The sequence below is a fragment of the Psychrobacter maritimus genome (assembly GCF_904846345.1).
Taxonomy (GTDB): domain Bacteria; phylum Pseudomonadota; class Gammaproteobacteria; order Pseudomonadales; family Moraxellaceae; genus Psychrobacter; species Psychrobacter maritimus.
On sequence record NZ_CAJHAJ010000002.1, the window covers coordinates 300417 to 327242 of the forward strand.

Annotated in this window: 24 protein-coding genes; 14 read left to right on the top strand and 10 right to left on the bottom strand. The window is 43.4% G+C overall.

What is annotated here, in order from left to right; genetic code table 11:
• Positions 1-204: 204 nt before the first annotated feature.
• Entirely contained in the window at positions 205-3054 is a 2850-nt protein-coding gene (gene glnE, locus JMX50_RS04085) for a bifunctional [glutamate--ammonia ligase]-adenylyl-L-tyrosine phosphorylase/[glutamate--ammonia-ligase] adenylyltransferase (protein ID WP_201628536.1), read from the bottom strand.
• A 326-nt stretch (positions 3055-3380) separates the two neighbouring features.
• On the opposite strand from glnE, the gene tusD reads away from it, so the two are divergent.
• The 4 genes from tusD to JMX50_RS04105 all read left to right on the top strand — a co-directional run bounded on the left by tusD (position 3381) and on the right by JMX50_RS04105 (position 5049).
• Positions 3381-3824, top strand: coding sequence for a sulfurtransferase complex subunit TusD (tusD, locus tag JMX50_RS04090; RefSeq protein ID WP_201628537.1), 444 nt, complete (start codon positions 3381-3383; stop codon positions 3822-3824).
• Positions 3825-3935: 111 nt separating this feature from the next.
• Positions 3936-4259 carry a hypothetical protein gene (locus JMX50_RS04095; RefSeq protein ID WP_201618608.1) on the top strand — a complete coding sequence of 108 codons (324 nt, stop codon included), beginning with the start codon at positions 3936-3938 and terminating at the stop codon, positions 4257-4259.
• 86 nt (positions 4260-4345) lie between these two features.
• Positions 4346-4699 carry a hypothetical protein gene (locus tag JMX50_RS04100; protein WP_201628538.1) on the top strand — a complete coding sequence of 118 codons (354 nt, stop codon included), beginning with the start codon at positions 4346-4348 and terminating at the stop codon, positions 4697-4699.
• Positions 4696-5049 carry a TusE/DsrC/DsvC family sulfur relay protein gene (locus JMX50_RS04105; protein ID WP_201628539.1) on the top strand — a complete coding sequence of 118 codons (354 nt, stop codon included), beginning with the start codon at positions 4696-4698 and terminating at the stop codon, positions 5047-5049. Before JMX50_RS04100 ends, JMX50_RS04105 begins: the two co-directional genes overlap by 4 nt.
• Before the next feature lie 93 nt (positions 5050-5142).
• Here JMX50_RS04105 and JMX50_RS04110 read toward each other — a convergent pair whose 3' ends face one another.
• Positions 5143-5715: a tRNA (cytidine(34)-2'-O)-methyltransferase gene (locus JMX50_RS04110; protein WP_201628540.1), complete on the bottom strand. Its 573-nt coding sequence runs from the start codon at positions 5713-5715 to the stop codon at positions 5143-5145.
• A gap of 275 nt (positions 5716-5990) precedes the next feature.
• On the opposite strand from JMX50_RS04110, the gene JMX50_RS04115 reads away from it, so the two are divergent.
• Positions 5991-6131: an entericidin A/B family lipoprotein gene (locus tag JMX50_RS04115; RefSeq protein ID WP_144296920.1), complete on the top strand. Its 141-nt coding sequence runs from the start codon at positions 5991-5993 to the stop codon at positions 6129-6131.
• 70 nt (positions 6132-6201) lie between these two features.
• On the opposite strand, the gene hemW is transcribed toward JMX50_RS04115, so the two are convergent.
• Complete coding sequence (gene hemW / locus JMX50_RS04120) at positions 6202-7584, bottom strand: radical SAM family heme chaperone HemW (protein WP_201628541.1); 1383 nt, start codon at positions 7582-7584, stop codon at positions 6202-6204.
• A gap of 260 nt (positions 7585-7844) precedes the next feature.
• Between hemW and JMX50_RS04125 the strand changes: the two genes are divergently transcribed.
• The 5 genes from JMX50_RS04125 (at position 7845) to accC (ending at position 13432) form a co-directional block, all read left to right on the top strand.
• Entirely contained in the window at positions 7845-8336 is a 492-nt protein-coding gene (locus JMX50_RS04125) for an EVE domain-containing protein (protein WP_201628542.1), read from the top strand.
• Between the two features lie 136 nt (positions 8337-8472).
• Positions 8473-9513 carry a hypothetical protein gene (locus JMX50_RS04130; RefSeq protein WP_201628543.1) on the top strand — a complete coding sequence of 347 codons (1041 nt, stop codon included), beginning with the start codon at positions 8473-8475 and terminating at the stop codon, positions 9511-9513.
• Between the two features lie 351 nt (positions 9514-9864).
• Positions 9865-11232, top strand: a complete 1368-nt coding sequence (locus tag JMX50_RS04135) for an MATE family efflux transporter (protein WP_201628544.1) — start codon at positions 9865-9867, stop codon at positions 11230-11232.
• A 251-nt stretch (positions 11233-11483) separates the two neighbouring features.
• A complete protein-coding gene (accB, locus tag JMX50_RS04140; RefSeq protein ID WP_201624799.1) occupies positions 11484-11912 on the top strand; it encodes an acetyl-CoA carboxylase biotin carboxyl carrier protein in 429 nt (142 codons plus the stop codon).
• Positions 11913-12070: 158 nt separating this feature from the next.
• A complete protein-coding gene (accC, locus tag JMX50_RS04145) occupies positions 12071-13432 on the top strand; it encodes an acetyl-CoA carboxylase biotin carboxylase subunit (protein ID WP_201628545.1) in 1362 nt (453 codons plus the stop codon).
• A gap of 141 nt (positions 13433-13573) precedes the next feature.
• Here the strand turns inward: accC and JMX50_RS04150 are convergent, their stop codons facing one another.
• Both JMX50_RS04150 and leuA read right to left on the bottom strand, forming a co-directional pair.
• Positions 13574-14191 carry a hypothetical protein gene (locus tag JMX50_RS04150; RefSeq protein WP_201628546.1) on the bottom strand — a complete coding sequence of 206 codons (618 nt, stop codon included), beginning with the start codon at positions 14189-14191 and terminating at the stop codon, positions 13574-13576.
• Between the two features lie 301 nt (positions 14192-14492).
• A complete protein-coding gene (gene leuA, locus JMX50_RS04155) occupies positions 14493-16277 on the bottom strand; it encodes a 2-isopropylmalate synthase (RefSeq protein ID WP_201628547.1) in 1785 nt (594 codons plus the stop codon).
• Between the two features lie 229 nt (positions 16278-16506).
• Here leuA and JMX50_RS04160 point away from each other — a divergent pair, with 229 nt between their 5' ends.
• Positions 16507-16995: an Lrp/AsnC family transcriptional regulator gene (locus JMX50_RS04160; protein WP_201563473.1), complete on the top strand. Its 489-nt coding sequence runs from the start codon at positions 16507-16509 to the stop codon at positions 16993-16995.
• 59 nt (positions 16996-17054) lie between these two features.
• Here JMX50_RS04160 and JMX50_RS04165 read toward each other — a convergent pair whose 3' ends face one another.
• The 5 genes from JMX50_RS04165 to JMX50_RS04185 all read right to left on the bottom strand — a co-directional run bounded on the left by JMX50_RS04165 (position 17055) and on the right by JMX50_RS04185 (position 23770).
• Positions 17055-18401 (bottom strand): YbfB/YjiJ family MFS transporter, encoded by a 1347-nt coding sequence (locus tag JMX50_RS04165; protein ID WP_201628548.1) that lies wholly within the window; start codon positions 18399-18401, stop codon positions 17055-17057.
• Between the two features lie 163 nt (positions 18402-18564).
• Entirely contained in the window at positions 18565-19890 is a 1326-nt protein-coding gene (locus JMX50_RS04170) for an ABC1 kinase family protein (RefSeq protein ID WP_201563477.1), read from the bottom strand.
• A 67-nt stretch (positions 19891-19957) separates the two neighbouring features.
• Positions 19958-20752: a HesA/MoeB/ThiF family protein gene (locus JMX50_RS04175; protein ID WP_201628549.1), complete on the bottom strand. Its 795-nt coding sequence runs from the start codon at positions 20750-20752 to the stop codon at positions 19958-19960.
• Between the two features lie 123 nt (positions 20753-20875).
• Complete coding sequence (gene prmC / locus JMX50_RS04180) at positions 20876-21781, bottom strand: peptide chain release factor N(5)-glutamine methyltransferase (RefSeq protein WP_201628550.1); 906 nt, start codon at positions 21779-21781, stop codon at positions 20876-20878.
• Between the two features lie 66 nt (positions 21782-21847).
• Positions 21848-23770, bottom strand: a complete 1923-nt coding sequence (locus JMX50_RS04185) for an AmpG family muropeptide MFS transporter (protein WP_201628551.1) — start codon at positions 23768-23770, stop codon at positions 21848-21850.
• Positions 23771-24248: 478 nt separating this feature from the next.
• Here JMX50_RS04185 and JMX50_RS04190 point away from each other — a divergent pair, with 478 nt between their 5' ends.
• The 3 genes from JMX50_RS04190 to JMX50_RS04200 all read left to right on the top strand — a co-directional run bounded on the left by JMX50_RS04190 (position 24249) and on the right by JMX50_RS04200 (position 26745).
• On the top strand, positions 24249-25178 hold the full coding sequence (locus tag JMX50_RS04190) for a LysR substrate-binding domain-containing protein (protein ID WP_183617908.1): 930 nt from the start codon (positions 24249-24251) through the stop codon (positions 25176-25178).
• A 364-nt stretch (positions 25179-25542) separates the two neighbouring features.
• A complete protein-coding gene (locus JMX50_RS04195) occupies positions 25543-26544 on the top strand; it encodes an LLM class flavin-dependent oxidoreductase (RefSeq protein ID WP_201628552.1) in 1002 nt (333 codons plus the stop codon).
• 48 nt (positions 26545-26592) lie between these two features.
• Positions 26593-26745, top strand: a complete 153-nt coding sequence (locus tag JMX50_RS04200) for a hypothetical protein (protein ID WP_201628553.1) — start codon at positions 26593-26595, stop codon at positions 26743-26745.
• The last annotated feature ends 81 nt before the right edge of the window (positions 26746-26826 follow it).

The following is a 26826-nucleotide window of genomic DNA, read 5'->3' on the forward strand; positions in this document are numbered from 1 at the left end:
CCTATTTTTAGATGCAATTTCAGATGCAATTTTTCTATCTGCAAATTTAAGGTGCCAGTGATTATAGCACCGGCACGAGAGGCAAATACAATATTTTAGTTTATCACTGCATGGCTTTTATTCATATACCCTTGAGCACAATGGCTATCAAAGCGCTATGCTTATCGTCATATCATCTGGCCGCATCATTATAGTGCAGCAACTTTACTCTGCGGATTCTACGCCCATCAGATGCTGCCACTGCGCTTGTACCAGTGCTCGCGTTTCTGTCCATAATGACTCATCAACCAATAACGACTGTTCGGATAATGCCAATTGATGCGTCGCGGCGCGGATACGTAAGTAAGCATCGGTCAAATCCTGACAAACCTGTGCCTCCCAAATACCCAAAGTCGCCATCTCTTCAAAAATACGCACGTTGTCACTCCATTTAGTCAAGCTTGGATGTTCATGCGAATAGGCTAATACCGCAAACTGCGCCAAAAACTCAATATCTACAATACCGCCAGCATCCTGCTTAAGATGGAACTTACCCGCTTGCTGCTGGTGCTGACTGGTACCCAAATGCTTTTGCATTTTAATACGCATGCTGGTGACTTCAATACGAACTTGCTCAATCGTACGCGGTAATGCCAAAACAGTACGACGAATATCACAAAAACGGGCGGTCACGCGTTTGTCACCGCAGATTGCCCGCGCCCGTACCAACGCTTGATGCTCCCAAGACCACGCTTTCTCAAGCTGATAAGTCTCAAACGCATGACAAGAAACCACCATCATGCCAGCGTTACCCGACGGTCGCAGCCGCATATCGACTTCATAAGCGCGGCCATCACGGGTTTGGGTATTAAGATAAGTCATGAGCTTTTGCGCCAAGCGAGCCGCAAACTTCATACCGCTGACTGATTTTTCGCCCGTAGTCATGCCTTGCTCTTTTATTTTATGCAAAAACACCAAGTCTAAATCTGATGAATACGACAGCTCCAACCCGCCAAGCTTGCCATAGCCAATGATGGCAAAACCGCAATCCGCTTCCGTGACCGGATCGCCATCTTGACCAATCGGATAACCATAGCGTTTGACGATTTCGGCAAAGGCACGCTCAAGCGCGGCCTCGAGTACCACAGCGGCAATATAAGTCAGTGAGTCTGACACTTTCATGATTGGGCGTTCTGCCAACACATCACTGGCAGCCACTGCCAACACTTGGTTCTTTTTAAATAAACGCAGTACGCTAAGTAGCTCCTCTTCATCGTTAGGCTCTACGCGCAATAACTGTTGACGCAAAATGTCCCGCAGCTCACGCTTGTCTGGCAAATGCCGGTAACGCTGCTGTAAGAAGGTATCTAAAAGTACCGGATACTGCGCCAATTCCTTAGCAATCCAAGGGCTGGCTGATAACATCGGAATCAGCTCAACGGTGGCATTGGGGTTTTCTGCAATCATCACCAAGTAAATAGAGCGGCGGCAAATGGCTTCTAGCAAAGTAATTAAACGTGGCAAGGCGGTATTAGCAAGTTGCTGCTGTTCTTCATGGATAAGTAGCGCGTGTACAATCACAGGATAAGCATCATCCAAACGCTCACGCGCTTCATCGCTCAAATTGGCGACCATTTTTGACTGCCAAAAACCTTGTAATAGCGCACGATTTTCTTCGGTTAATACCTCATTTAAACGCGCAATCTGCTCATTTAACTGTTCAGGCTCAAGCTCGTCATCTTCTTGATCGGGTATCTGCCGTTCGGTGACCATACGCTCAAACGGTACATTGACATGATAACGGTGTTGATTAAGTGTCGCTAATAATCCTGCCCAATCATCAAAACCAAGGGTCAGCGCCAGATTATGCTGCCACTGTGTGTCATGCGGTAGGCGCTGCGTTTGCTGATCATTAATTGCTTGAATACCGTGCTCAAGGCGACGTAAAAAACGATAAGCCGCTTGTAGCTCTTGATAAGTACTCTGCTCTAAATACTCAAGCTGACACAGCGCCTGCATCGCCGCCAAACAAGACTTGACCTGTAGCTGCGGATGCCGACCACCATAAATTAGTTGAAAGGCTTGGACGATAAACTCAATATCTCGAATACCACCCGCGCCAAGCTTGATATTGTCTAAGTCTTCACGCTGAGCGACTTGATTCTGAATAAGAGACTTCATTTCTCTGAGGGCTGAAAAGGCACTATAATCAACATAATAACGAAACACAAAAGGCTTAATCAGCGCTTGTATTTCATCATAAAACGGCTGCTCTATATGCCCAACCACGCGGGCTTTGAGCCAAGCAAAACGCTCCCATGCCCGCCCATGCTGGGCAAAATACTTCTGTAATGCTGATAAATGAATCGCCAAATCGCTGCCATCGCCCCACGGACGCAAACGCATATCGACCCGAAACACAAAGCCATCAGCGGTATTATTGTCGAGCAATCTGATAATGCCTTGTCCAAGCCGCGTCATAAAACGCTTATTATCAATACTGCGTGTGCCTTTTGCTTTATCTCCATCCGTTTCACCGCGCGCCTGATGGACGAAAATAAGGTCGATATCACTGGATAAATTCAGCTCATGCGCGCCAAGCTTACCCATTGCCATAATCGCCATGTCATCCACTTGCACATTACCTTTAGCGTTAATAAAGGTCGGTTGCCCATATTGCGCCATCAGCTGCTGGTAGGTATAGTCTTTGGCAAATAAAATGCAGCCATCCGCAAACTCAGACAGCTCATCGGTCAATTGCTCAAGCTCAATGACGGCCAAGGCATCTTGCCAAATCCAGCGCATCATCAGCAGCATACGTAAATGCCGCAAGCCGATCATTACTTTGTCTTCATTGGCGAGCTGATAATTCTCATCCAACGTATAATCTTGAATCAAATCATCAATTTGCTGGCGCGTTAAAGTGCTCTGTAATGGATAACTGCGCAAAAACGTCTGGCAAGCGCCCGTTCGACTTTGCCAAACCTGATAGGCAAACTCGCTGGCAGTCTGTAGCACTTGTAGCTGCTCTGGTGTGGGCTGAAAGCCTGTACCACTAGGTACGGTAGATAGCATAACGACGACAACTCCTTGCAGCATAAAGCTATAAAAACCACATGAATTGGAAAAATTATTTTTAGAATATTAAAGCGATTACACATATTCTAATTTGTGCGTTTTATAGTAGCATAAATCCTCAACCATGCTACTGACAGCCCTATACTAACTAACAACTGACGAACACACGAAAAATTCGTGAATAATGCTACAATAGCCAATGCTTAAAAGGCTCAAAAAACTTGATTCTTAAGTGCTTGATTCTTAAAAACCTTGAGTCTTAAAAAAATTAAGGCGTTGCGCTTTTTTCCTTATACTCATTCATCATAAGTGACACCGCGATTATGACGACCACAACCCCGCTATTATTAATTACCGCTGATCCCAGCCATCCGCTGGCACATCTTGCGCTACGCTATGCTCGTACTTATCTAGCAAGCACTGACATAAATAATAATGATAAAACCAATAACAGCGACGACCTTGAAAACCCGCCCGCGCCATTGAATGTTTTTTTCTATGCCGACGCCGCCAATACGGCCAATCGATTACGCTGGCAGTCAGCAGACCAGATGAATATCACCCAAGCGTGGCAAAAGCTTGCTGAGCAATATCAATTGGCGCTGCCCGTTTGCGTCAGTACGGCGCTTAGCCGTGGTATTTCAGATAGCGAAAATAGCACTCGCCATCAATTAGATAGCGAAAACCTGGCCGCTGGTTTTAAGCTGGTTGGACTGAGTGAGCTTGCGATGATGATGCAAGGCGACTGTCGTTTGCTACAGTTTTAATTAGCATTGGAATTATAGTTCGCTCTGAAAATGACCAGCCTATAAATAGTTAGCCCATAAAAAACCAGCTTAGCAATAACGACTAGCGATACCTCAGATTAGGAATACATCATGAAATTACTCATTCGCTTGCACACAGCTACCGAGATGGCAAGCTATGAAGGCTGCGCGCTGGCTTTAACTTTAGCGACTTTTGGTCATGAGGTGCAGCTGTATTTGGATGCGCCTGTATTTGGTTTTTTAATGCAGCCTAACTCACGTCTACATGGCATGATTCAGTCACTTGAGTTATATGATATGCCAGCTGCTTGGTTACCTGACGATGTGTTTAGCGGTTGGATTACCGGTATGCTACCGGCTGATTTGGCGACGCAATTAACCTTGATTCCAGAGGTGGTAAATTCGCAAGATTTTGACCAGATTCTGGTTTTTTAGTAGCAGCTTTTAGTACTAGTACGACTCTTCACTCTTAATATTTAGTTTGATATGACAATAAATACAGTAAGCAAGCGGACACGATTATGGCAACTTTATACCAATTACATTGCAGCATGGACACGCTCAGGCGCAGCACAGAACAAATGGCATCGACGTGGTGTGCGGGTGATAGCATTATATTATTAGGCTCAACGGTCGCTTTTATTGACTGGTTTAATGCCTACTTAGGTGACCTTGAGAGCATCGAGATAGAAGATATCGCTGCTATTTATGCCCTCGCCGAGGATGTGGCGCAGCTTAGTGTTGATACAACTGCTAAGCTAAACCTTACTACGAAATTAACCGCTATTTTAAGCGATAGTGAATGGGTCGCCATGACTCAAAATACTCATGCTAATGGTGCTAAGTTTGATAAAGTGGTGACGATTGCTCTATGAATAATGACAATACAATCATTCCTATCACAGCAGCGCTCAACGTTGAATTAGATCAAGACGGACATTTATGCGACCATACGATTTGGACGCCTGCTATCGCCCAGCAGCTAGCCAATAGCCTAGAGGTGATTATCAATGCTGAACATTTAGCAATCTTGCAACAGGTGCGCGCATTTTTTGTCAAATTTAATCACGCCCCTGCTACCCGCCCGCTGATTAAATGGCTACAGCAAACTTTACCTGAGCATCACATCAGTAATCAAAAGCTCCAGCAGCTATTTAATACTGGTTTGGTCGCCCGTCACGTCAACCGTCTTGCAGGTTTACCAAAACCGCCTAATTGTTTATAAAAAACGTGGTTTATAAAAAAAGCAGTAAAAAAGAGGTTAAAGAAAATCATTAGTTTAATTCTCTTTAACCTCTTTTTGACGTAACTACCTTCTCTATTTCGGATCATAAACCGTCAAGGTCTCATAACCGATACTGCGGCCTTCATCACCGTCAAACCCTTGCTGTCGCCAAACCTCATACAAGCATATTGCCACGCTATTAGACAAATTTAAACTGCGCGAATCAGCGAGCATTGGTAAGCGTAGCCAATTATTAGCACCAATATCGGCACGGATATCATCTGGTAGCCCTGCCGTTTCAGAACCGAAAACCAGCGCAACATGATTTGATGATGGGCTAGTAGTCGACTGATTGTCTGATTGGTCAGTCGTTTGTCCGCTAAAATCATAGTCATAAAACGGTTTGCTAAGCTTGGTCGTCAGCGCGGTAATAATATCGCAACCAGCAGCTTGCAACGCTTGCTTAGTCATTGCCCAATCGTCATGTACTTGCAGATGGGCATATTCATGATAATCCAAACCTGCGCGGCGTAGCTTTTTATCGTCAAGCTCAAACCCTAACGGTCTAACCAAGTGTAGCTGCGCCCCACTGTTGGCACATAAGCGAATAATATTGCCAGTGTTGCTAGGCATCTTTGGCGCTACCAACACGATATGAATGGTCATACGAACTCCGTCAATGGTTTGGACTTTATATTTGGCTTATATAGCAGGCGTAATCAAAAGTTACAGTTTACTGCCAATAATTACATTTTGATACTGTGCTCTGATTTTAACTTTGATTATGATGGCTGTAACGGACAACGAGATGGCTTAAAAACATTGTTATCCCATCCTACAATGTTATCGTATCCTGCAACCCCTCAGTAAAACTTAAGCAAAACGCTAAGTTTTACTGTTATTACTTATAAAACAACCCTGTCTTTTTTGAGGAAAAAATTATGAAAAAATTGGTTATCGCATCTTTGACTGCTATGTTTGTACTAACTGGTTGCAACACTTTTAAAGGTCTAGGTCAAGACGTTTCAAGTGCTGGTGGCGCTGTAACCGGTACTGCACAAGAAGTACAAAACAAAATCTAAGTCTGAATATTGTTAGACTTATTTTAAAGAGGCTTATCATTTGGTAAGCCTCTTTTTTTATCTTCTAATTTTACAAAAACTCTCTTAAGATTTGATTCAGATACCTTTTACCCAATGCGGTCGGCTGTAAATGCTCATTATCATCTATCAATAGCCCTTGTTTAATGAGCTTATTCACCTCTAGAGCAATACTGTCATAGCTCAGTCCTGTCCGAGCTTCAAACAACGACCACGCCACGCCATCATGTAAGCGTAACGCATTGAGCATAAACTCACTGACCAGCTCATCACTTGCAACTGCTTGCCAACCTACCATTTTTGGCGGCATTGGCGTCTTTGGTATGGTTACCATTTGGTTGTTTTGGCTTATTTCATTCTGCTGAGCCTGGTCTTGGTATTCCATATAGTCTTTGGGCATACGTGATTTGCTAAAGCGATAAATACCTGACTCGCCTACTGTCTCCTTTAATGCCTCTTTTGACACCTTCTCCGCAGACCACTCTTTAATCGCGGCGTCATCAATGGTGACTTTACCGTGAGCACCAGCACCAATAGCTAGATAGTCGCCAAACTGCCAATAATTGACGTTGTGACGACAAGGTTTATCGGACGCGCCTGCCCATGCCGACACTTCGTAATTGTTATAGCCCAAACTTTCAAGCAATGCCTGACCCGCTTGCTCGATATCTGCCAAGCTATCTTCATCGGGTAAAATCGGCTGACTGCGATAAAATACGGTATTTGGCTCAATGGTCAGCTGATACCATGAAATATGCGTAGCACCTGCGTCATGTGCCATTTGAATATCGTTCAAGGCTTCACTCATCGTTTGCTTTGGTAACCCATGCATCAAATCCACATTGACGCGCTCAAATCCAGCGCAACGAGCCGCTTTAATGGCAGAGAGCGCTTGGGCTGGATTATGAATACGCCCCAGTGTGGTGAGCTGCTCAGCAGCAAAGCTTTGTACGCCAATAGACAAACGATTGATGCCTACCTTTAAATACTCCGCAAATGGTGCATGCTCAAGGGTACCTGGATTGGCCTCCATCGTTATTTCAATGTCTCCGGCAAACCTAAAAATCTCGCGCAAACTGTTAAATAAGCGTTGATACTGAGTAATGGGCAGCAGCGAGGGTGTGCCACCACCGATAAATATTGAGCTGATTTCTCGCCCTTGGGTTAACGCTTGCTGCGACGCTGCATCAAGTATTAGCGCATCAACATACTCATCATACATAGACAGCTGACTGTCAATCGGCAGCTCATGCGAGTTAAAATCACAATAAGGGCATTTTTTCACACACCACGGAATATGAATATAAAGTGCCAACGGAATATCTCTGACATCGAGCGCACTTATACTGTCAGGACTTGTATTGTCATGATTGAAATTATCACGATTAACAGCGCCAAGGTTGTTGGAAAAATGAGATGATTTGATATTTGACATAAGCGCACTTATCTATAAAGGGGTAGCTGCTATCATCAGCAGAAAGTAGCGCTAGGATAACGGCTGGGCGAGCTAAAGAAAAGCCTAATCATCATAAATTAGACATAAAAACAGTGACAAAAAATGGCATTTAAGCTAATAGGTAAAATAATAAATAAGCAAAATGACCACATAATATGAGAATCTATAAATAGCAGCTTTTAAACTCATCACTATTAAACCGTTATTATTACACTAATAATTTTACAAGGATAAAGACCATGGCATATTGGCTTATCAAATCCAATCCCCGCTGTTTTAATATAGAAGACTTACAACGTGCGGGCACGGAGATGTGGGATGGCGTGCGTAACTACCGCGCCCGTAACTTTATGCGTGACGATATGAAAGTCGGTGACAAGGCATTTTTTTACCATTCAAGCGCCCGACCTTCTGGCGTCGCTGGCATCGTGACCATTAGCAAGGCAGGCTACCCTGACATCACCCAGTTCCATCCTGAGCATCGACATTATGACCCTAAAGCAACTGAAGATAAGCCACGCTGGTATATGGTAGATGTGACTTTTGAGCAGGCTTTTACGGATATATTGCCATTATCCCAACTTAAGTTTTTGCCGGCGCTTGAAGATTCCTTGTTGCTGAGAAAAGGCTGTGAGCAGCTGACCATTCTTCCGCTTGAACCCAAGCATTGGAACACGATTATGGATATGGCAGAAGAGCTTAATCTGTTGCCAGAGAATGCTAGTCTTTGACGGTAACGATGGTGTAAGAATTTTTATGTCATGAGTGCACATTTATCCACGTACATACCTGATAGATTTTGCTATATTTATGCACAGAAATTATTTTCGCTTCTCTAAAATAGCAATCAACCATCAGGACTCATTTATGAGCGCACCCAAGCTACTACTATCTGTATTAACGGCCAGCATCCTAAGTCTAACCCTCAGCGCCTGTGGCAGTGATGGCGACAAAGTGAAGAAAGAATATGATCGCGTAGAAGATCAAGTAAAAGATGAATACGATCGCGTGGAAGATAAAGTCAAAGAGAAATATAAAGAAGTCGAAGATAAATTGAGCGATGATGAAAAATCTATGGCTGAGATTTTGGAATCGGTCTTTTTACCAGAAGAATCGCTTGATAAGTTCTTGGATAAGCTAACGCCAGAAGGCGGTCGCGGTGGTCTTTATGCGGGGCACTTTGTCGAGATTGGCGATGGTGACAGCAGCGATATTGATATCGGTGCGGTATACTTTGATATCAGTAAAGATGGCGCAGGCAGCGTTGATGGTAGCTTTAGTTATCAGCAGCAAGCTTGCCAAGAAAACAATGCGTTAGGTATCAATTCAGCAATCAAAGTAGATAACTATATCGCTGGTAAAGTGACGGGCAGCCTTGATACATTAGAATTTTTAGACATTAAATATGTCAGTGATTTAGGGATAGAGACACCAAACTTATTAACGACCTTTGCTGGTAGCTTTGCAAAAAATGAAGCAGGGGCGCCTTGGAAAGGCAGTTTTGAATATCAAGATGGTCTAGGTGGTAAAAAGCTATCGAGTGGTCAAGATAATTGTAATGTTACTTATACCATTAGCGACCGCTCTAACTTTAAGACTTACCCACTCGACTATCAACTTGGCAACCTCAATCTTGATATTATCGGTAATGGTAGTCAAAAAACCGTCACGTGGCAAAACCCTAGCAATGCTAAGCATGTCTTAGTGAGTCAAATTGATGTTAATAAAGCAGAATCGGGTGCTAACGGTTATGTACAGAATCTGATATTGAGCAATCTTGAGACCCAGTTTGCTCCTGTTATTCCCGATAGTTCAACCAATTATGCCATTGTCGTACAGGCATTTGACGCCAATAACACCTTGATTGGCTATCAAGCACTGGTGCAAGACTTACCTGAATCCTTATAAATAATTAATTTTATCTGTATTGCTACACTAGCAAACCTTAGACCATTAGACGAGTATAAGTATTAACAAACGCGTCTAGAACGTTGACATCAGACTTAAGCTTGTTTACCATTATTTTTAATAATAACCTGTCGATTCTGCTTGCGAATTGACGGGTTATTTTTATTTTAGGGCTACCATTTTTATTTTTATACCTAGCCGGCCTATTGTTACTCAGATTGCACTTGCTCATATTATTTATCGGAGTATTATCGTCGCACCAATCCTATTTTACTGTCTTGCTATTAACTTGTTGATGGCAGCATTTGCTCATCTACAATCATTACCGCAAAGAATAAAAAGTTGCTTATTATGGTTTTCCCATTATCTTTCAGAGATTTTAAAAGTTACAGCTTACGCTTAGGCGTACTTGCACTGCCTATTTTGATTACCCAGTTTTGCCAAGCCGCACTTGGGGTTGTCGATGCCATTATGGCCGGTCAAGTCTCTGCCCTTGACCTAGCCGCCGTCGCTGTTGGTTCCGGTATTTGGCTGCCATTATTCTTATTGGCGACCGGTATTTTGATTGCCACCACGCCGCTCATTGGTGAAGCAATCGGTCAAAACAAACACAGCCAAGTACCACACATCACCCAACAGTCTTTATGGACGGCAGGTGTCATTGGTATTCTCGGTTTTGTTATCGTCAATCTGGCACCCAATATACTTGGGGTGATGGGTGTGCCTGAAAACATCCAACCTATCGCTTCCCAATATCTAAGAGGTGTCTCATTCGGCTTCCCTGCGATTGCGGTCTATGCGGTACTGCGCAGCTATTGCGAGGCGCTTGGTCGACCAGAGCCTGTCACTGTTATCAGTATCATCGGGCTGCTTGCCGATATTCCGCTTAACTATATTTTTATCCATGGTCTATTTGGCATGCCTGAAATGGGCGGCGCAGGTTGCGGGGTTGCAACCGCAATAGTCCTTTGGATTAACGTCATACTATTAGCGACTTATACCAGTTTTACTAAGCGTCAACAGTTTGCCAGTACGCGCTTCTTTTATGCTTTTGCCCGTCCCAATCGCGCTCAAATCAAAAAACTATTAAAGCTTGGTATCCCGATTGGCATTTCTATCTTTTTTGAAGCCAGTTTATTTAGCTTAGGAGCCTTGGTAATCAGCCCCTTAGGCGAGCTTGCAACCGCCTCGCATCAGGTGGCGCTATCGGTGACCTCGCAGCTGTTTATGATTCCCATCTCAGTCGCGATGGCGCTGACGATTATGGTGTCCAACCGCTTTGGTGAGAAAAACCTGATGGCATTACGTCAGGTACAAGCCACAGGTTTGATATGGACGGTAATAATTGCACTTACTTGTATGCTTGGCATTTGGTTATTTAGACCGCAATTGGCCGCGGCCTTTACCGACAATCCCGACGTCACAGCCCAAGCCATGCACCTACTTATCTTTGCCTTAGCCTATCAGTTATTTGATGGTTGGCAGGTCAATGTCGCCGGTATATTACGCGGTATGCAAGACACCACCATACCGATGTGGGTCACGCTATTTTGTTATTGGCTCGTGGCCCTACCACTTGGTATTTATCTCGTGCGCTTTACCGACGTTGGCGCGCAAGGTTTCTGGATGGCACTTATCACCGGCTTATTCCTATCTTCCATCTTGCTTACCGTACGTTTGCGCTATCAGCAAAAACGCTTAACGATGATGTGGGCTTAATGTTGTCATTACCTTTATCCAATCGTAGCGTCTAGTAACCATTACTAGCGCTACCTTGTCACATAGACTATGATAAATCATTAAGTATTTCTTACTCTATAAGATAGCTTACGTCATAATATGTAAAAAAACTCAGTTAACAACTGTACATCGATTGCTCATTGGCGTGAATATAGGTATCATTAGCAATTACCAACACAATATTTAGTTACACTATTTTCTCGAATTTAGTACAAGGCAAAATTAAAATTATGGATATTGAAAAAATACGCACCCTGATCGCACTCATGGAAGAAAGTGAACTGGTTAATTTAGAAATCAGCTCAGACGACGAACATATTAGCTTAACTCGTCACTATGATGCGCCTGCACCAACGATGATGGCTGCTCCTAGTGTTGGCGCTGCGCCAATCGCTGCTGAAGCCACAGCCGCTATCAAAGCTGGTAGCGTTGAGACATCGCCGATGGTTGGTGTTTTCTATTCAGCCCCAAGCCCTAACGATCCACCGTTTGTAAAGGTTGGACAAAAAGTACAAGCGGGTGACACGCTTGGTATTATTGAAGCCATGAAAATCATGAATCCTCTTGAAGCGACTCAAAGCGGTATTGTGGATGAAATCTTAGTAAACAACTCTGAAGTTGTGCAGTTTGGTCAGCCGGTCATACGCTACAAAGCGTAACGCTATTTCCAACCTTTACTTTGTAATGATTGAGACCTCGTTATTATTGATACGGCATCAGCGCTCAATTTATCTAAATGAGTTGTATAGCCATTTATTTTTATGATGTCTAAAATAGCGACTTTATCAATGACTGCCGCTTCAACAAGGATGACCCCATGATAAAAAAACTGCTCATCGCCAACAGAGGTGAGATTGCCCTACGTATCGTTCGAGCTTGTAAGGCGCTTGGCATAGAGACTGTCGGCGTCTATTCTACCGCTGATGCAAACTTGATGCACTTACGCTTTGTTGATGAAGCAATCTGTATTGGCAAACCCAATGCCAACCAAAGCTATCTTGATATCAATACGATTTTGACCGCCGCTGAGATTACTGGTGCTGATGCTATTCACCCTGGTTACGGCTTTTTGGCTGAAAATGCTGAGTTTGCTGAGCGTATCGAAGAAGCCGGATTGACCTTCGTTGGTCCTAGTGCCGATCATATCCGCTTAATGGGCAATAAAGTTTCCGCCATCAATGCTATGAAAAAAGCAGGTGTGCCAACGGTACCCGGTTCAGTGGGTGCGGTGACCATGCACAATGCGGAAGAGCAAGCACGCAATATTGGCTTTCCTCTTATTATTAAAGCAGCTGCAGGCGGTGGTGGTCGTGGTATGCGCGTCGTTGAGCGCTTTGAGGAAATTATTGGTCAAGTGCAAGCGGCAAAGCAAGAAGCTGAATTGTGGTTTGGCGACGATACGGTCTATATGGAACGCTATCTACAAAATCCGCGCCACGTAGAAGTACAGGTACTTGGCGACGGCAATGGTAATGCGATTCATCTTTATGACCGTGATTGCTCTTTACAGCGCCGCCATCAAAAAGTATTAGAAGAAGCCCCTGCCCCTGATATCCCTGATGATGTACGTCAGCCTATCCTCGATGCCTGTGTCAAAGCCTGTAAGCTGGTCAAGTATCGCGGTGCTGGGACGTTTGAGTTTTTATTTGAAAACAATGAATTCTTTTTTATCGAGATGAATACGCGCGTACAGGTTGAGCATACCATCACCGAGATGATTACAGGTATCGATGTGGTCGTTGAGCAGCTTAAAATCGCGGCAGGTTACGGCTTATCTTATCGTCAAAGCGAAATTGAGGTGCAAGGTCATGCGATTGAATGTCGTATCAATGCTGAAGATCCAGTGACCTTTATGCCATCACCCGGTACTGTCACTCAGCTGTACTCACCTAGTGGCGCTGGCGTTCGCTTTGATTCACATCTCTATCCCGGCTATGAGATTCCAAGCTACTACGACTCACTCATTGGCAAGCTTATCTGCCATGGTCAAACGCGGCAGCAAGCAATCTCTAAAACCTTGCACGCACTTGATGAATTGGTGATTGAAGGTATCAAGACAAATATACCGATGCATCGCGATGTAATTTTGGCTGATGATAAATTTGTCCATGAAGCACAAAATATTCATTATCTTGAAAGAGAGTTATTAACAGCCAATAAAGACAAGGCTGATTCCTAGTCTTTCTAAATGCTATTGTTTTACAAGAAAATTAATAAAAAAACCGCTATCCAAATAGATAGCGGTTTTTTAATGTGTCTGGATTTTATAAATGACATTTTTAAATTTTATAGACGACAGTTTATAAATGATAATAAAATATTATGGTAATACTCTAGTGAAATTCATAAAGCATTCTGTACCATCAGGGTCGGCACACCACTGCATTTGATTACCGTCATGGTTTAAAAACGCAATCAGCGCCTCATCAGTCTGATCTATCTGATTGCCTGAGCAATCTACTTCATTGTTGTCATAGACCGTTTTGAGAGCAATAATCGGCAAACCCTCTTCGCGGTGGGTGACTAGGTAGCGACCATAGGTCCATTCTTTACCGCTAACCGCCCACATCTCATTATCCGCAGCAAAGTTATATAACTCACGGCATTGATTGGATTTCGCTGCTGAAGCCATCAGTTTTTGACTGCTGCTCGGCTTTATATTAACGATACGTTTTTCATTCTGGCTCAGTAGTCCATCTTTTGTATCAGCGTTTACTTTTGGCTCAACACTTTTTTCTTTTTGCTGCTTGGATGCCGCTTGTCTGGCCTCCGCTTCTTTAGTCATTGTGATACTACTGTCTAAATCTATTTCCCACTGTCCGGCAATGGCGGGACTGATATGCGTGGTAATCGTGGGCTTACTAACGACTTCACCATTCGCTGGCAGTGAAGCTAAAATAGATGCCAATGTAAATGAAGCAAATGATATAGGTTCCATAATTAACCTTGTTTTTCTACTATTATAATAATGAATGATATATACATTAGCGTAAGTCTTAGACACCAAAAACACAAGTAACAATATGCTATCACTCGTAAAGACGTCGCTAAGCACGCACCCAGTTATAATTATTTCAATATAAAAAAGGTACCTTTAAAATAGCGTTCTGCTAAGATAAATTCTTACATAAAAAATAACGCCATGGCTGATTTGCTGGTTGCAAAAGCCATAGCGTTATAGATTACCGTATTAAATAAGCTGTCTTAATACTGATACTGTTTTAATATTATGAATCTTATTAAGCAGCAGCGGTATTTACTGCCTGAGCAAAGGCGGATAACGCGCCTTTAAGCATGGCCGATACGGTACTGCTACAAGTGCCAATGCCTGAATAAACTTCACCATCGACATTTAGTTGAATGTAAGCAGCAGCGTTGGCGTTGGTTTTGTTATCATTATTGGTATCATCATCGATACCATCACCGCTATTGTGCTGCGGATTAATCGCATGCTCAGCGTAGTTGATGACATGGATAGATTTACCCGTATGCTGGGCAAGTCCGTCAATGAACGATGACAAGGGACCGTTACCCGTACCATCAATAGTGATGGTGTCACCATTCATCTGTACTTGACCGTTAAAGTACACCTCACCGCCTTTATTATTGACACTATAATCTAGAAGCTCAAAGCTGCCTTGCTGCAAATAAGTGTCTTCAAAGGTTTGTAATATTTCATCATTCTGTAATTCACGGGCAGCGCTTTCCGCTTGTTTTTGTACCACACCGCTAAAGTCAATCTGCATCCAGCGTGGCAAGTTAAAGCCATAGTTACGCTGCAAGATATAAGCAACGCCGCCTTTACCAGATTGGCTATTGATACGTACCACGTCTTGATAGCTGCGACCGATATGCGCCGGATCAATTGGCAAGTACGCCACATCCCACACATTTTCGGTCTGCTCGGCATGCTTTTCATTATAATCGAGGCATTTTTTGATGGCATCTTGATGCGAGCCGCTAAAAGCGGTAAAGACCAACTCGCCAACGTACGGATGACGAGGATGAAGTGGCAAGTTATTACACTCGCTCACTACCTGTACAATCTCACTCATATTACTAAAATCAAGCTCTGGATCAACGCCTTGGCTGAACAAGTTCATTGCCATGACCATGATATCCATATTGCCGGTACGCTCACCATTACCAAGCAAGGTGCCTTCAATACGATCGGCACCAGCAAGCACGCCAAGCTCAGCCGCAGCTACGGCACAGCCACGGTCATTATGGGTATGCAAACTGATAGTCACATGCTCACGTTTGGCAAGATGGCGGCAGAAATACTCAACTTGGTCGGCAAACACGTTTGGCGTTGACGCTTCAACCGTCGCGGGCAAGTTTAAAATCACTTCTTGACCGTTTTCAGGCTTCCAGACATCACAAACCGCATCACAGACTTCGACCGCATATTCCGTTTCGGTTTGGCTAAAGCTTTCAGGTGAATACTGGAATACCCATTCTGTTTCCGGATATTTGGCCGCGTATTCGACCAATAAATTAGCACCGGTAATGGCAATCTCTTTAATTTCAGCTTTATTTTTACCGTATACTTTTTCGCGTTGGATACGGCACGTTGAGTTGTAAACGTGGACGATGGCACGCTTCGCCCCTTTTAATGACTCAAAAGTACGGGCAATCAAATGCTCACGCGCCTGCACCAATACTTGCAAGGTGACATCAGCAGGCACATGGTTTTCTTCAATGAGTTTACGTGCAAAATCAAACTCAACTTGTGCCGCTGACGGGAAGCCAATTTCAATTTCTTTGAAACCCACATCGACCAAGGTTTTAAAAAAGCGCATTTTTTGTTCAATCGTCATCGGATCAATCAGCGCCTGATTACCATCACGCAGGTCCACGCTTGCCCAAATTGGTGATTTCTCAATCGTTTTGCTCGGCCAAGTGCGATCTGTCAGCACAGGTGCAAACGCAAATGGACGATATTTACGGAAATCGAAAGCGGCATTTTTTGGGGTAACTTTTGCAGAGGTGTTGTCTGTATGGCGTGTTGCTTGATTAGGCATAATCAATCCTTAGATAACATAAAGAGCTGAGTTGAAGTGTAGATTTTAGCTGGGCAACTAATGACCAAATCATTCTTTATCATACGAGATAATAAAAGTTTATGCCATTATAATAACAAAGTTTCTGTGTTAGAAATCAGCTTTATTTCACCAAAATTTATAGTAATTTAGTGAAAAAATGCACAATTATGATTATAATTGCTGCAATTCACCAATAAGGCGATATTCGATGTTAAATAACCATACGGAAAACTCTTTAGCCATAGATATTGACGATACTGACAAACAGATATTACGCTTATTACAAACCCAAGCACGTATGAGTATTACCGAGCTTGCCGAACGGGTCAACTTATCGGCGACCCCTTGCGCGCGCCGCATCAAGCGCTTAGAAGATTCAGGCATCATCACCGGCTACCATACACAAACCGATGCGCAAAAACTCGGTTATCCTCTGGCGGTATTTATCGCGATTAGTATGGATCGCCATACTGCAGATCGCTTTGAGCTTTTTGAAGAAAAAATTCAAAGTTTCGATGAGGTGGTTAGCTGTAGTATCGTCACCGGTCGCACCGAAGATTACTTAATTAAAGTGCGCGTACGCGATATGGCGCATTATGAGGAGTTTTTATTGCATAGGCTCAATCGCATCGAAGGCGTCGCCCAAGTGCATACCAGCTTTGAGCTACGAGAAGTATTTAGCCGTAGCGTGGTTTAGTTTGACGGTTAATGTGGCTGTAGTTATTTCCTTTCTTTTAATTCTAGTTATCAATTAAACTAGGACTGCCGCTGGCGCTGAGTTTGACGCTGAAAAAAGAAAACTAAAACCAATCCTATTAATAAACCGCTAGCCGCGACCAATAAACCGGCGTTAAAATTGTCCTGTTTCCCTGCCAGCGCCACCGTGACCAGCGGCCCTATGAACTGGCCTATTGCATACGCCAAAGTTGCCAGCCCGATCAATAAATTTGAGTAAGCGGGATTGATATTTTTAATCAAATTAAGTGTCATTGACACCATACCGACAAAGGTTAAGCCCAAAATCACTGCATTACCATATAAGCCAATAGCACCATCAGACCATATTGGCAAACACATACCAAACGCTTGCAATAACGTTAAACCCATCAAGGTTTTGGTCTCGCCAATGCGCTTGGCAAGCGCGCCCCAAATAGGGTTCGATAGCATGCCAAAGATACCAACCACCAGCCAAATCAGTAACCCTGCATAGCTTTGTGTCGTAAGCCGCTGCGTTGCCATCACCGGCAAAAAAGTCGCTGAAGTAATATAACCAAACCCCGCCAACACATAACTTGCCGACAGTAATACAATCGCCTTGGTATGACCTGCCACCGCTTCATATAAAGAACGTTTAAAATTAAGATAAGTTTGCTGTATGGATAGGCGCTGATTGCTGCGGTTTAATTTAACAGGCTGTGATTTAAGGGATGATAGCTTAGAGGATTGTCGCTTAGGGAACTGCAAGTTAGAGGACGATAATTTAGATGATGATAAATCAGGTGAAATCAGATTTTGCGGTCTAATGGCATAAAGCAGCCATAATAACGGTAGACTAATAATCCCTGCTGCCAACCAAATGATATCGAAATGATAGCCGAGTGTTAATAACCACCACGTCAATATGGCAGAAGCGCTGATACCGACCCCAATACCCGCATAATGCAAGGCTGAGAGTACCGAGCGGCGCTCATGACTAAAGCTTTGAATCACTAGCGATGAGCTTAAAATCATCGCCACCCCACTGGCGATACCAGATAACAAGCGGATGACATACCAGAGATTCAACGACAGATTTGGCACGACCAATAGCATGGTGGTAACGATGCTGACTGCTGTCCATGCTATGAGCATTTGCCATGTCAAACGTTGGGGCACAAACATCGCAATGAGCGCGCCAATAAAATAACCACTATAATTGACCGAGGCCAGCCAACCTGCAATGACCGTCGATAACGATAATTGTGTCATAATATCAGGTAAGGTTGCGGTAAATAAAAACCGCCCAAACCCCATAACCACCGCCAGACAATATAACCCTATGCAAGCAATCGCCGTTTGATTGGTAATAATAGTAGCAGCACGGCTTTTAAAAGCAGTCATCATGACAGAGCCATTTTGTGGCAAGAAGCACACAATCCTTTGTGTTAAAAGCAGTCAAAAGCAGTGATACATAACCAATTAAAAATAGAATAAAAGAGTTCTAAATATAACGCTTACTACTATCATGTACTTACTATTAAGAGATATTTCGGCTTGGAGGACTCGCCTACTCGGCTGTTTCTGCTTGACCTAACATTTGCACGCGCTGATCGCTAAACATATCCATATCAGGGGCAAGCGTGCGCATAAAACGATCAAAATAGAGCATTTGCTTGGTCAATAAAGCAAAGTCACGTGGGAAATGAATACCATGACGCTTACCGACCTCAACAATCTCAAGCATCATCTTATTGAGTTCATCGGCCTGCTCTTTGCTGTTAAAAGGCACGCCACTGGTAAATGCTTTGTCTTCTGCCATAATGGTTTTCATCATACGCTGCAAATCATTGCCCAATGCCGCGACGTCAACTTGGTTGCCGCCATGGGTCATCTCCATATCAATCATATGGCGCGCCATTGCTTGATAATCGCTGTCTTGCATTGCTTGCATCATACCCATACAGGCGCGCCAGCTCTCAGCTTTTAATTTACCAACGATACCGAAGTCCAAGAAACCAATACGCCCATCGGTTAATAGCATCAAATTACCCGCGTGTAAATCTGCATGGAAGCTATTACAGAGCATGAGACTGGCAAACCAGGTATTCAAAGTATCTGCCATCACTTGCGCAGGGTCATTACAATACTGACGCATGACGGACTCATCTACCATAGAAACGCCGTATAAGCGGCTCATGGTCAGCACACGCTTGGTGGTCAGCTCTTCATAGACGGTCGGCGCGACGACGCGTGTATTTCCTGATATCGCTAAAAACTGCTGGAAATCACGAATATTTTGCGCTTCAGCGATAAAGTCCGTTTCGGCAAGCATACGCAAACGAATCTCATCGATGATCGGCGCAATACTGGCAAAGCGCATCGAAGGCATTAGTAGTTCAACCAACTTGGTCACGCCATGTAATACGCCCAAATCCGTTTGCATAATGGTTTCAACGCCCGGTTTTTGTACCTTTAATACCACTTCATCGCCATTATGCAATCGCGCCGCATGTACTTGGGCAATAGAGGCTGATGCTAACGGTTTTGTGTCGATATGAGCAAACATCTCCTCAAGCGTCAGGCCATCAACGGCCAGCTCTTCTTTTAATACCTGTTCAATATAAGCATAGGATAATGGCGTCGTTTGATCCAAACAGCTTTGGAATGCTTGAACATATTCACGCGGGAATAATGACGGCGTACTGGCGATAAACTGCCCAATTTTGATGTAAGTCGTACCTAATTGTTCAAAGGTTTCCTTTAGCAGCATGGCATCAGGTTTTTCACCTTTTGCGATTCTGAGCGCTGACAAACCAGCAACGCTTGCGGTTTGGCGAACACGATTGACGACATTAAAGGTATGCTTTAATAAATGCGGGCGATGAATTTTCATAAGAAACAACTATGGTAATAAAAAGGAGATTATGAGGATACAGAGACTGAAAATGGTTAAGTATTTGCTAATCTTTAGTACAAATCGGACAATGCGCATCTTTGCGATAGCCCATCAGCCGTTGCTGCATCTGGCTACCATCCCATATTAACAGCTTATTTGTCAGTGGATTTTTGGTTAATCCTAGATATTGCAGCGCAGCATTGGCTTGTAAGTTACCCATGATAGCTGTCGTGCTGGCAAGCACCCCTGAATTGGCACAGGTACGTTCATCCGCCTCTGCATCAAGTACCACAGAACCAAAGACGCAATGATAGCAGCCTGTATCCAAGTGCGGCTCATATAATGCCAACTGCCCTTGCATCGCTATCGCTGAAGCGGATAACAACGGAATCTGATAACGAACACTAATGCGATTGATGATATCTCGGGTGGCAAAATTATCAGTACAGTCTAAAAGCAGGTCAGGCGTGCCAGATGCCATATCAAGCAGCTCATAAGCATTGTCTTCACTCAATCTTGCCACTGTACCGCGGGCACTAATCAGAGGATTAATTTTGCTGAGCATCTGCGCCGCTGTAAGCGCTTTAGGTTTGCCGATATCTTCAGGTAAAAATAGCGTTTGCCGTTGCAGATTACTGGCTTCAATCATGTCATCATCTATTAGATGCACTTGCCCCAATCCTGCCCGCACGAGCGTTTCAGAAGCTGGGCAACCAAGACCGCCTGCACCAATCATAACGACGCGCGATGCTTTTAAGCGTAATTGAGCATCGATATCCCAGCCATCAAGCAATATCTGCCGTGCATAACGTAACAGCTCGTCATCTACTAGCTGCCCTGTTTCTTTTGAATGCGTCATACTTTCTACCACAATTTTTCACCACGATTTATAATCAAAAAACGTATTACTAAAAATACCTGCTCTTAAAAACACTATTATTAAAATAATGGGGGTCTAAAACCCATTCACTACAATAACCAATTATGACAGCTGACCCAAAGTCACCCTATCATTACCACCAAAGTCCTGAACCGTATGGACAGAATCAAAGCTATTGTCTAAAAATAGCTGACGAACCGCTAAACCTTGATCAAAGCCATGCTCAATTGCTAAAAGCCCACCTTTACGTAAGTGTTGCGGCGCCTGCTGGACAATATGTTCTATATCGGCAAGTCCATGATTGGGGGCACTTAAGGCGCTAATCGGCTCGGCAACTAATCTTGATAAATGCTCATCTTCTTCATCAATATAAGGCGGATTAGAGACAATCACATCAAATAATGGCTCGTCCTGAGTAGGCAGCGCGTCATACCAACTACTTTGAATAAACTCGATATCAGCAACCTCATTTACCATTGCATTGTGCTTAGCGACTTTTAACGCCTCGGATGATAAATCAACGGCAACCACTTGCCAGTTTTCAGCCTTACTATTTGGATTACTCTTATTTAACTCATGTGCTAAGCTGATCGCAATACAACCTGAGCCAGTGCCTAAATCTAATAGGCGCTTTGGTTTTTTATTATCATCGACACTTTTCGGTTGAGAGTTTATCCACGTTAATACTTGTTCAATCAATATCTCAGTATCCGGTCTCGGTATTAACGTATGCTCATTTACTTTAAAGTTCAGCGACCAAAACTCTTGCTGTCCCGTTAAATATGCCAAGGGAGTACCCTGCTGCATCTTAGTCACACCTACATAAAACTGCTCAAGCTCGCTATCGGTCAGTTGATAGTTTTCATCAGTGATTAAAAACGAGCTTGGCTGCTCAATGACAAACAACAACCAATCAGTGAGCCAAAACGAGGGCAAATGACTGCTTGCAGCTGCATTTGCCAATTGCTGAATCTGCTGTTTTATTTGACCAATGGTAGCTGCTGTCATAAATAACTCGTAAAATTACTGTTTACTGAATAAGCCTGTCGAACTGGTTATATTTTATTGTCTTAGCTACTCTGATGCCCGTGGTGGCTCTTTGGTATCTGTTAGATTTGGATTGGCTTTGGTTAACTTATCACCAATACCTTTGCCACCTTCACCATCGCCATTATTGTCATTGTCGCCATAAATATCATCGTTATCACCAATGACGATATGTTTATCGACAAAGTAAATCAGCGCTAAAATTGGAATACCAATCGCAAAGGTAAAAATAAAGAAGAACGGATAGCCCATACTATCTACAATAGAGCCTGAATAACCACCCATAACCTTAGGAATAAGCGTCATTAACGAAGAAAAAATAGCGTACTGTACCGCGGTAAAACGTATAGAAGTCAACGCCGATAAGAAAGCAATAAATACCGCGCTAGCAAGACCAGCTGCTAAATTATCAAAAATCACCGCCATATACATGATGGGCAAACTGCCCGGATTATAGGTCAGCACCACAAATAATAAATTGGTCGCACAAGCGAGAATAGCGCCAATCATCATGGCATGCATGATACGAAAACGCTGCGCCAACAGCCCACCTAAGAAACCACCAGCAATGGCCATAATCACGCCAACCAATTTTACCGCATTGGCAATATCGGTTTTACTAAAGCCCATATCTTGATAAAAGACGTTTGATATCACCCCTGCCACGATGTCCGATATGCGGTACAAACCAATCAGCGCTAATAACAATAATGCCTTTTTACCATAGCGTCTAAAGAAATCTAAAATCGGCTCAATCCATGTCGCCATCGCAATTTCTTTTTTGACTAAACCTACTTTTACTAATGCATAACCTGCTGCCATTGCTGCGGCTAAGCTTATCAGTAAATGCAATGTCTCACTAATGAAGCTGACAAACACGCCTTCAAACTCTGGCAATACCTGCCCTATTAATACATACGCTGCAATGAACGCCACGACGGCAAACACAAACAATAAAACCAATCTGACATAGTCTTCGCGGGTTTCCGCTACTAATGGCGCTTTATTGATAATCTTAGGTTGATTGATCATAAAGTACAACAGCAGCAGTGGCGCACACACCACCAGCGCTAAAAAGTAGAACTTAATACTTGGCATGGCCATTAACGGTATCAGCGCGATGGTACTATCAAAGACCTTGTTAATAAGGATATTGATAAGGTATATAACGCCGAACAATAAAGCTGGTATTAATAGTAACGCTGAGTAAATTAGGAAAACTTTCAGGTTGCTTTTTTGCTTATGACTTTGCAAAATCTCAGCGGTTGGCTCATAACTGGCAAAGGTGGTCAATATACCCAAAGTCATGACCCCAGCCATAATATAATAGGTATTGCGCCACGCTTCATAACTATAAAAGCTTTCTGTCGAACCGAAATAATCTGCTAAATATAGCGCGCCTGCCCCAGCCACAATCATACCAACGCGATAACCTGACACATAGATAGAGGACAAAATAGACTGCATCGATGGCGGTGCCAGCTCAATACGGTAAGCATCAATGACGATATCTTGGGTGGCAGAAGAAAAGCCCAGCAAAACCGCTGCGCCCGCCATATACACCAAAACGTCTTCACTAATAGGGTTGACCGTCGCCATCAAAAAGATAGCCAACACAATAAGCAGCTGTGATACCACCATCCAACTACGGCGACGACCCAACCATTTGGTCAAAAAAGGCACCGGCAGCGCGTCGATTAATGGCGCCCAAATAAACTTAAATGAATACCCCAGTGCTGCCCAGCTGAACATGGTGACAACACCACGGTCAATGCCTGCTTCTCTTAGCCATAATGACAGACTGGAAAAAATAAGCAAAATGGGAATACCGGCTGAAAACCCTAAAAACAGCATGATAATGACACGTGGGTCTAGATAAGCTTTGGCGGCTTCTCCCCATGATTTTTTGGCAATCGGTTGATCAGGCGTTACAGGTTGGACAGCAGACATAATAACTCACCAAAACTTGAGACAAAAGAACACAACTGCGCACAATTTTTATCAATCATTTCTTATTGATTATAGATAAAAAGGATCGATAAAAATTGCTCAGCGTTGCACAAAAACCATCATTAGCACAAAATTGAATTATGGTACTTGAGAACGCTAACCTTGACTAGATGTTTTTGCATTAACTTAATAACCATAGTATTCGGCCACCTCATTTATTTCATGATGGTAACGTCGTGTATCAAAAACTCACTTAATTATTAAAAATGACTTTTTCTAACCGTGTCTTGTTTTCAAATCAACTTGTCCATTTAAAGTTAAATAAATCACTCTATATTCCTAATTAACATAAATTCATAGCTATTTATTATATACAAGAATAATAGCTTTGATTTACACTGGTGACTTACTGAGTATTTGTACGTTTTTATTTTTATATACAGACAGGGTTTGTATATTTATACAATAGGGTTAAGTGATGGCAATCGACGTAGTGGTCAATCAGCGGCATCTACAAATCCAACTGAAGCAGTTGGAAACAGTGTGGCATACGGTAATTAATGGCTATAATTTAAGTCAAGCAGCAACTGTGCTGCATACCAGCCAATCGAGTCTATCAAAACATATTGCAGCACTTGAAAACCAGCTTAAAACCGAAGTGTTCGTGCGCCAAGGCAAACGTCTAACTGGGCTGACGACCATGGGCACAGCACTCATGCCGCACATCGAATCTATCTTTGCTGAAATTCGTACCATTGAAAACCTCAGTCTGGATTTTAATAATCCCAATATTGGCACGCTAACGATTGCCACCACGCATACGCAGGCACGTTATGTATTGCCAGAAGTGGTCAAAGAGTTTAAAGAGCGCTTCCCCAAGGTTAATTTAATCCTGCAACAGGCAGACCCTGAAACCATCGCCCAGATGGTCATTCGCGGGCAGGCAGATATTGGTATTGCCACTGAATCGTTATTACACAATAACTATTTGCGTTGCTACCGCTATTACGACTGGACGCATCGGGTCATTGTACCAAGCGACCATGAACTTGCAGGACTAGAATCGATTGATTTACCAACGCTTGCCAGCTATCCGATTGTGACTTATCACGGCGGTTTTACAGGGCGCGGCGCTATTGATAAAACCTTTAGTGACGCAGGACTTGAGCCTGATATTGTACTCGCAGCGCTTGATGCCGATGTGATTAGCACTTATGTGGGATTAGGATTGGGCATTGGCATTATTGCCGAAATGGCATTTGAGCCAAGTCATTATCAGAATTTGACTGCCATTCCTGTTGATCATTTTGGACGTTTTACCAGCTGGATGGCGGTACGTGATGATGCAGAAATCCGTCAGTACGGACGCGCGTTTATGGAGTTATGCCAAAAGCAATTTAGTCAGTAGCTGTTAACGTAATCAGTAGCTTTTTAAGCAGCGGCGCTTAAGCAATTAACAACGACTTCAAGCAGCATGGCTTAATAATCGTCTTGCTAAAAAATACAAACGGCACCGTTATCAATAGATAGCGGTGCCGTTTGTATTTTTCTTTTATAAGACTATTTATTTCGGTAAGAAATCTGCGCAGCACTCTTATACGCGCCTCGAATTATTACGATTTGTTATTACCTTGGGCGTTGACCTTTATATTCTCTATAACTGCCCCATCATATGAGCTATTGAATAATCAGAATGCTTTTTATTACTGATGTTTAAAAAAACCAACTATAAAAATGTCGTTGAAAAGCGCCATCATAACAATAGGTGAATCATGAGCAATACAATTCCATTATCTTTTTTAGACTTAGCACCCGTTCCTGAAGGAAAAACCATCGCTGAAGGCATTGCACAGACAGTTGCTATCGCTCAGCAAGCAGAGAAATCCGGCTTTAACCGTTATTGGATGGCCGAGCATCACAACATGCCTGGTATCGCTAGTGCAGCGACTTCCGTGCTGTTATCGCACATCGGCAGTCAAACCAAGCGCATACGCATCGGTGCAGGTGGCGTCATGCTGCCCAATCATGCACCGCTAGTCATTGCCGAGCAGTTTGGTACCTTACAGGCGCTATATGGTGACCGCGTAGATTTAGGTCTAGGGCGCGCACCGGGTACAGATGGCGCTACCTTTCAGGCACTGCGTCGTCAAATGCAAGACGCCGATCGTTTTCCACAAGATGTACAAGAACTGCTATATTTCTTAGGCGATAGCACAGACGATAGCCCTGTACAATCATTCCCAGGGGCGAAATCAAACATTCCTATTTGGATATTGGGTTCATCGCTTTTTGGCGCGACCTTAGCGGCACATTTGGGGCTACCATACGTCTTTGCCTCACATTTTGCCCCGCAGATGCTCGGTCAAGCCATCACTGCGTATCGTGAACAGTTTAAACCATCAGCGTATTTGGAAAAGCCTTATGTGATGCTAGCGGCAAACTTATTACTTGCCGATGATGATGAAACCGCACAATATCACTTTACCTCAGCGCAGCAAAGCTTTGTGCGTCTACGTCGAGGCGAGCGCGGACAAATGCCAATGCCAACTTATGATATGGATAGCATCTGGAGTCCTGCTGAGAGAATGATGGTAGACAATGCTTTATCCGTGTCATTTATCGGTTCTGTAGAAACGGTCAAACCGAAACTTGCGAAATTCCTTGCGCAGTATCAGCCAGATGAATTGATTGTCACTGCCAACGTTTACGACCAAGCAGCGCGTTTACGTTCACTGGAACTTACACCTGAGCTAAACTTGTTTACTTTACAATAGACCGCCCCGCTCGCATAATTATTGATAAGCCCTAATGAGATTACGGTCATGGAACCCTCTACTTTTATCGGTTCATCAATATTTTTATATATCGTGGCATTTATTGCGGTGATGGTTGTTGGCGGCTATTTAACCTATCATATAAGCCCCAAGCGCAAGCAGCGTCTTGCAAGCAAACGCCGTAAAGACAATATCAAATAACTATTTTCAATGTTAAAAGCCCCCTTTTCTAATTTGAAACGGGGGCTTTTTTAATGAGAGTAATGATTAAGATAATAAATC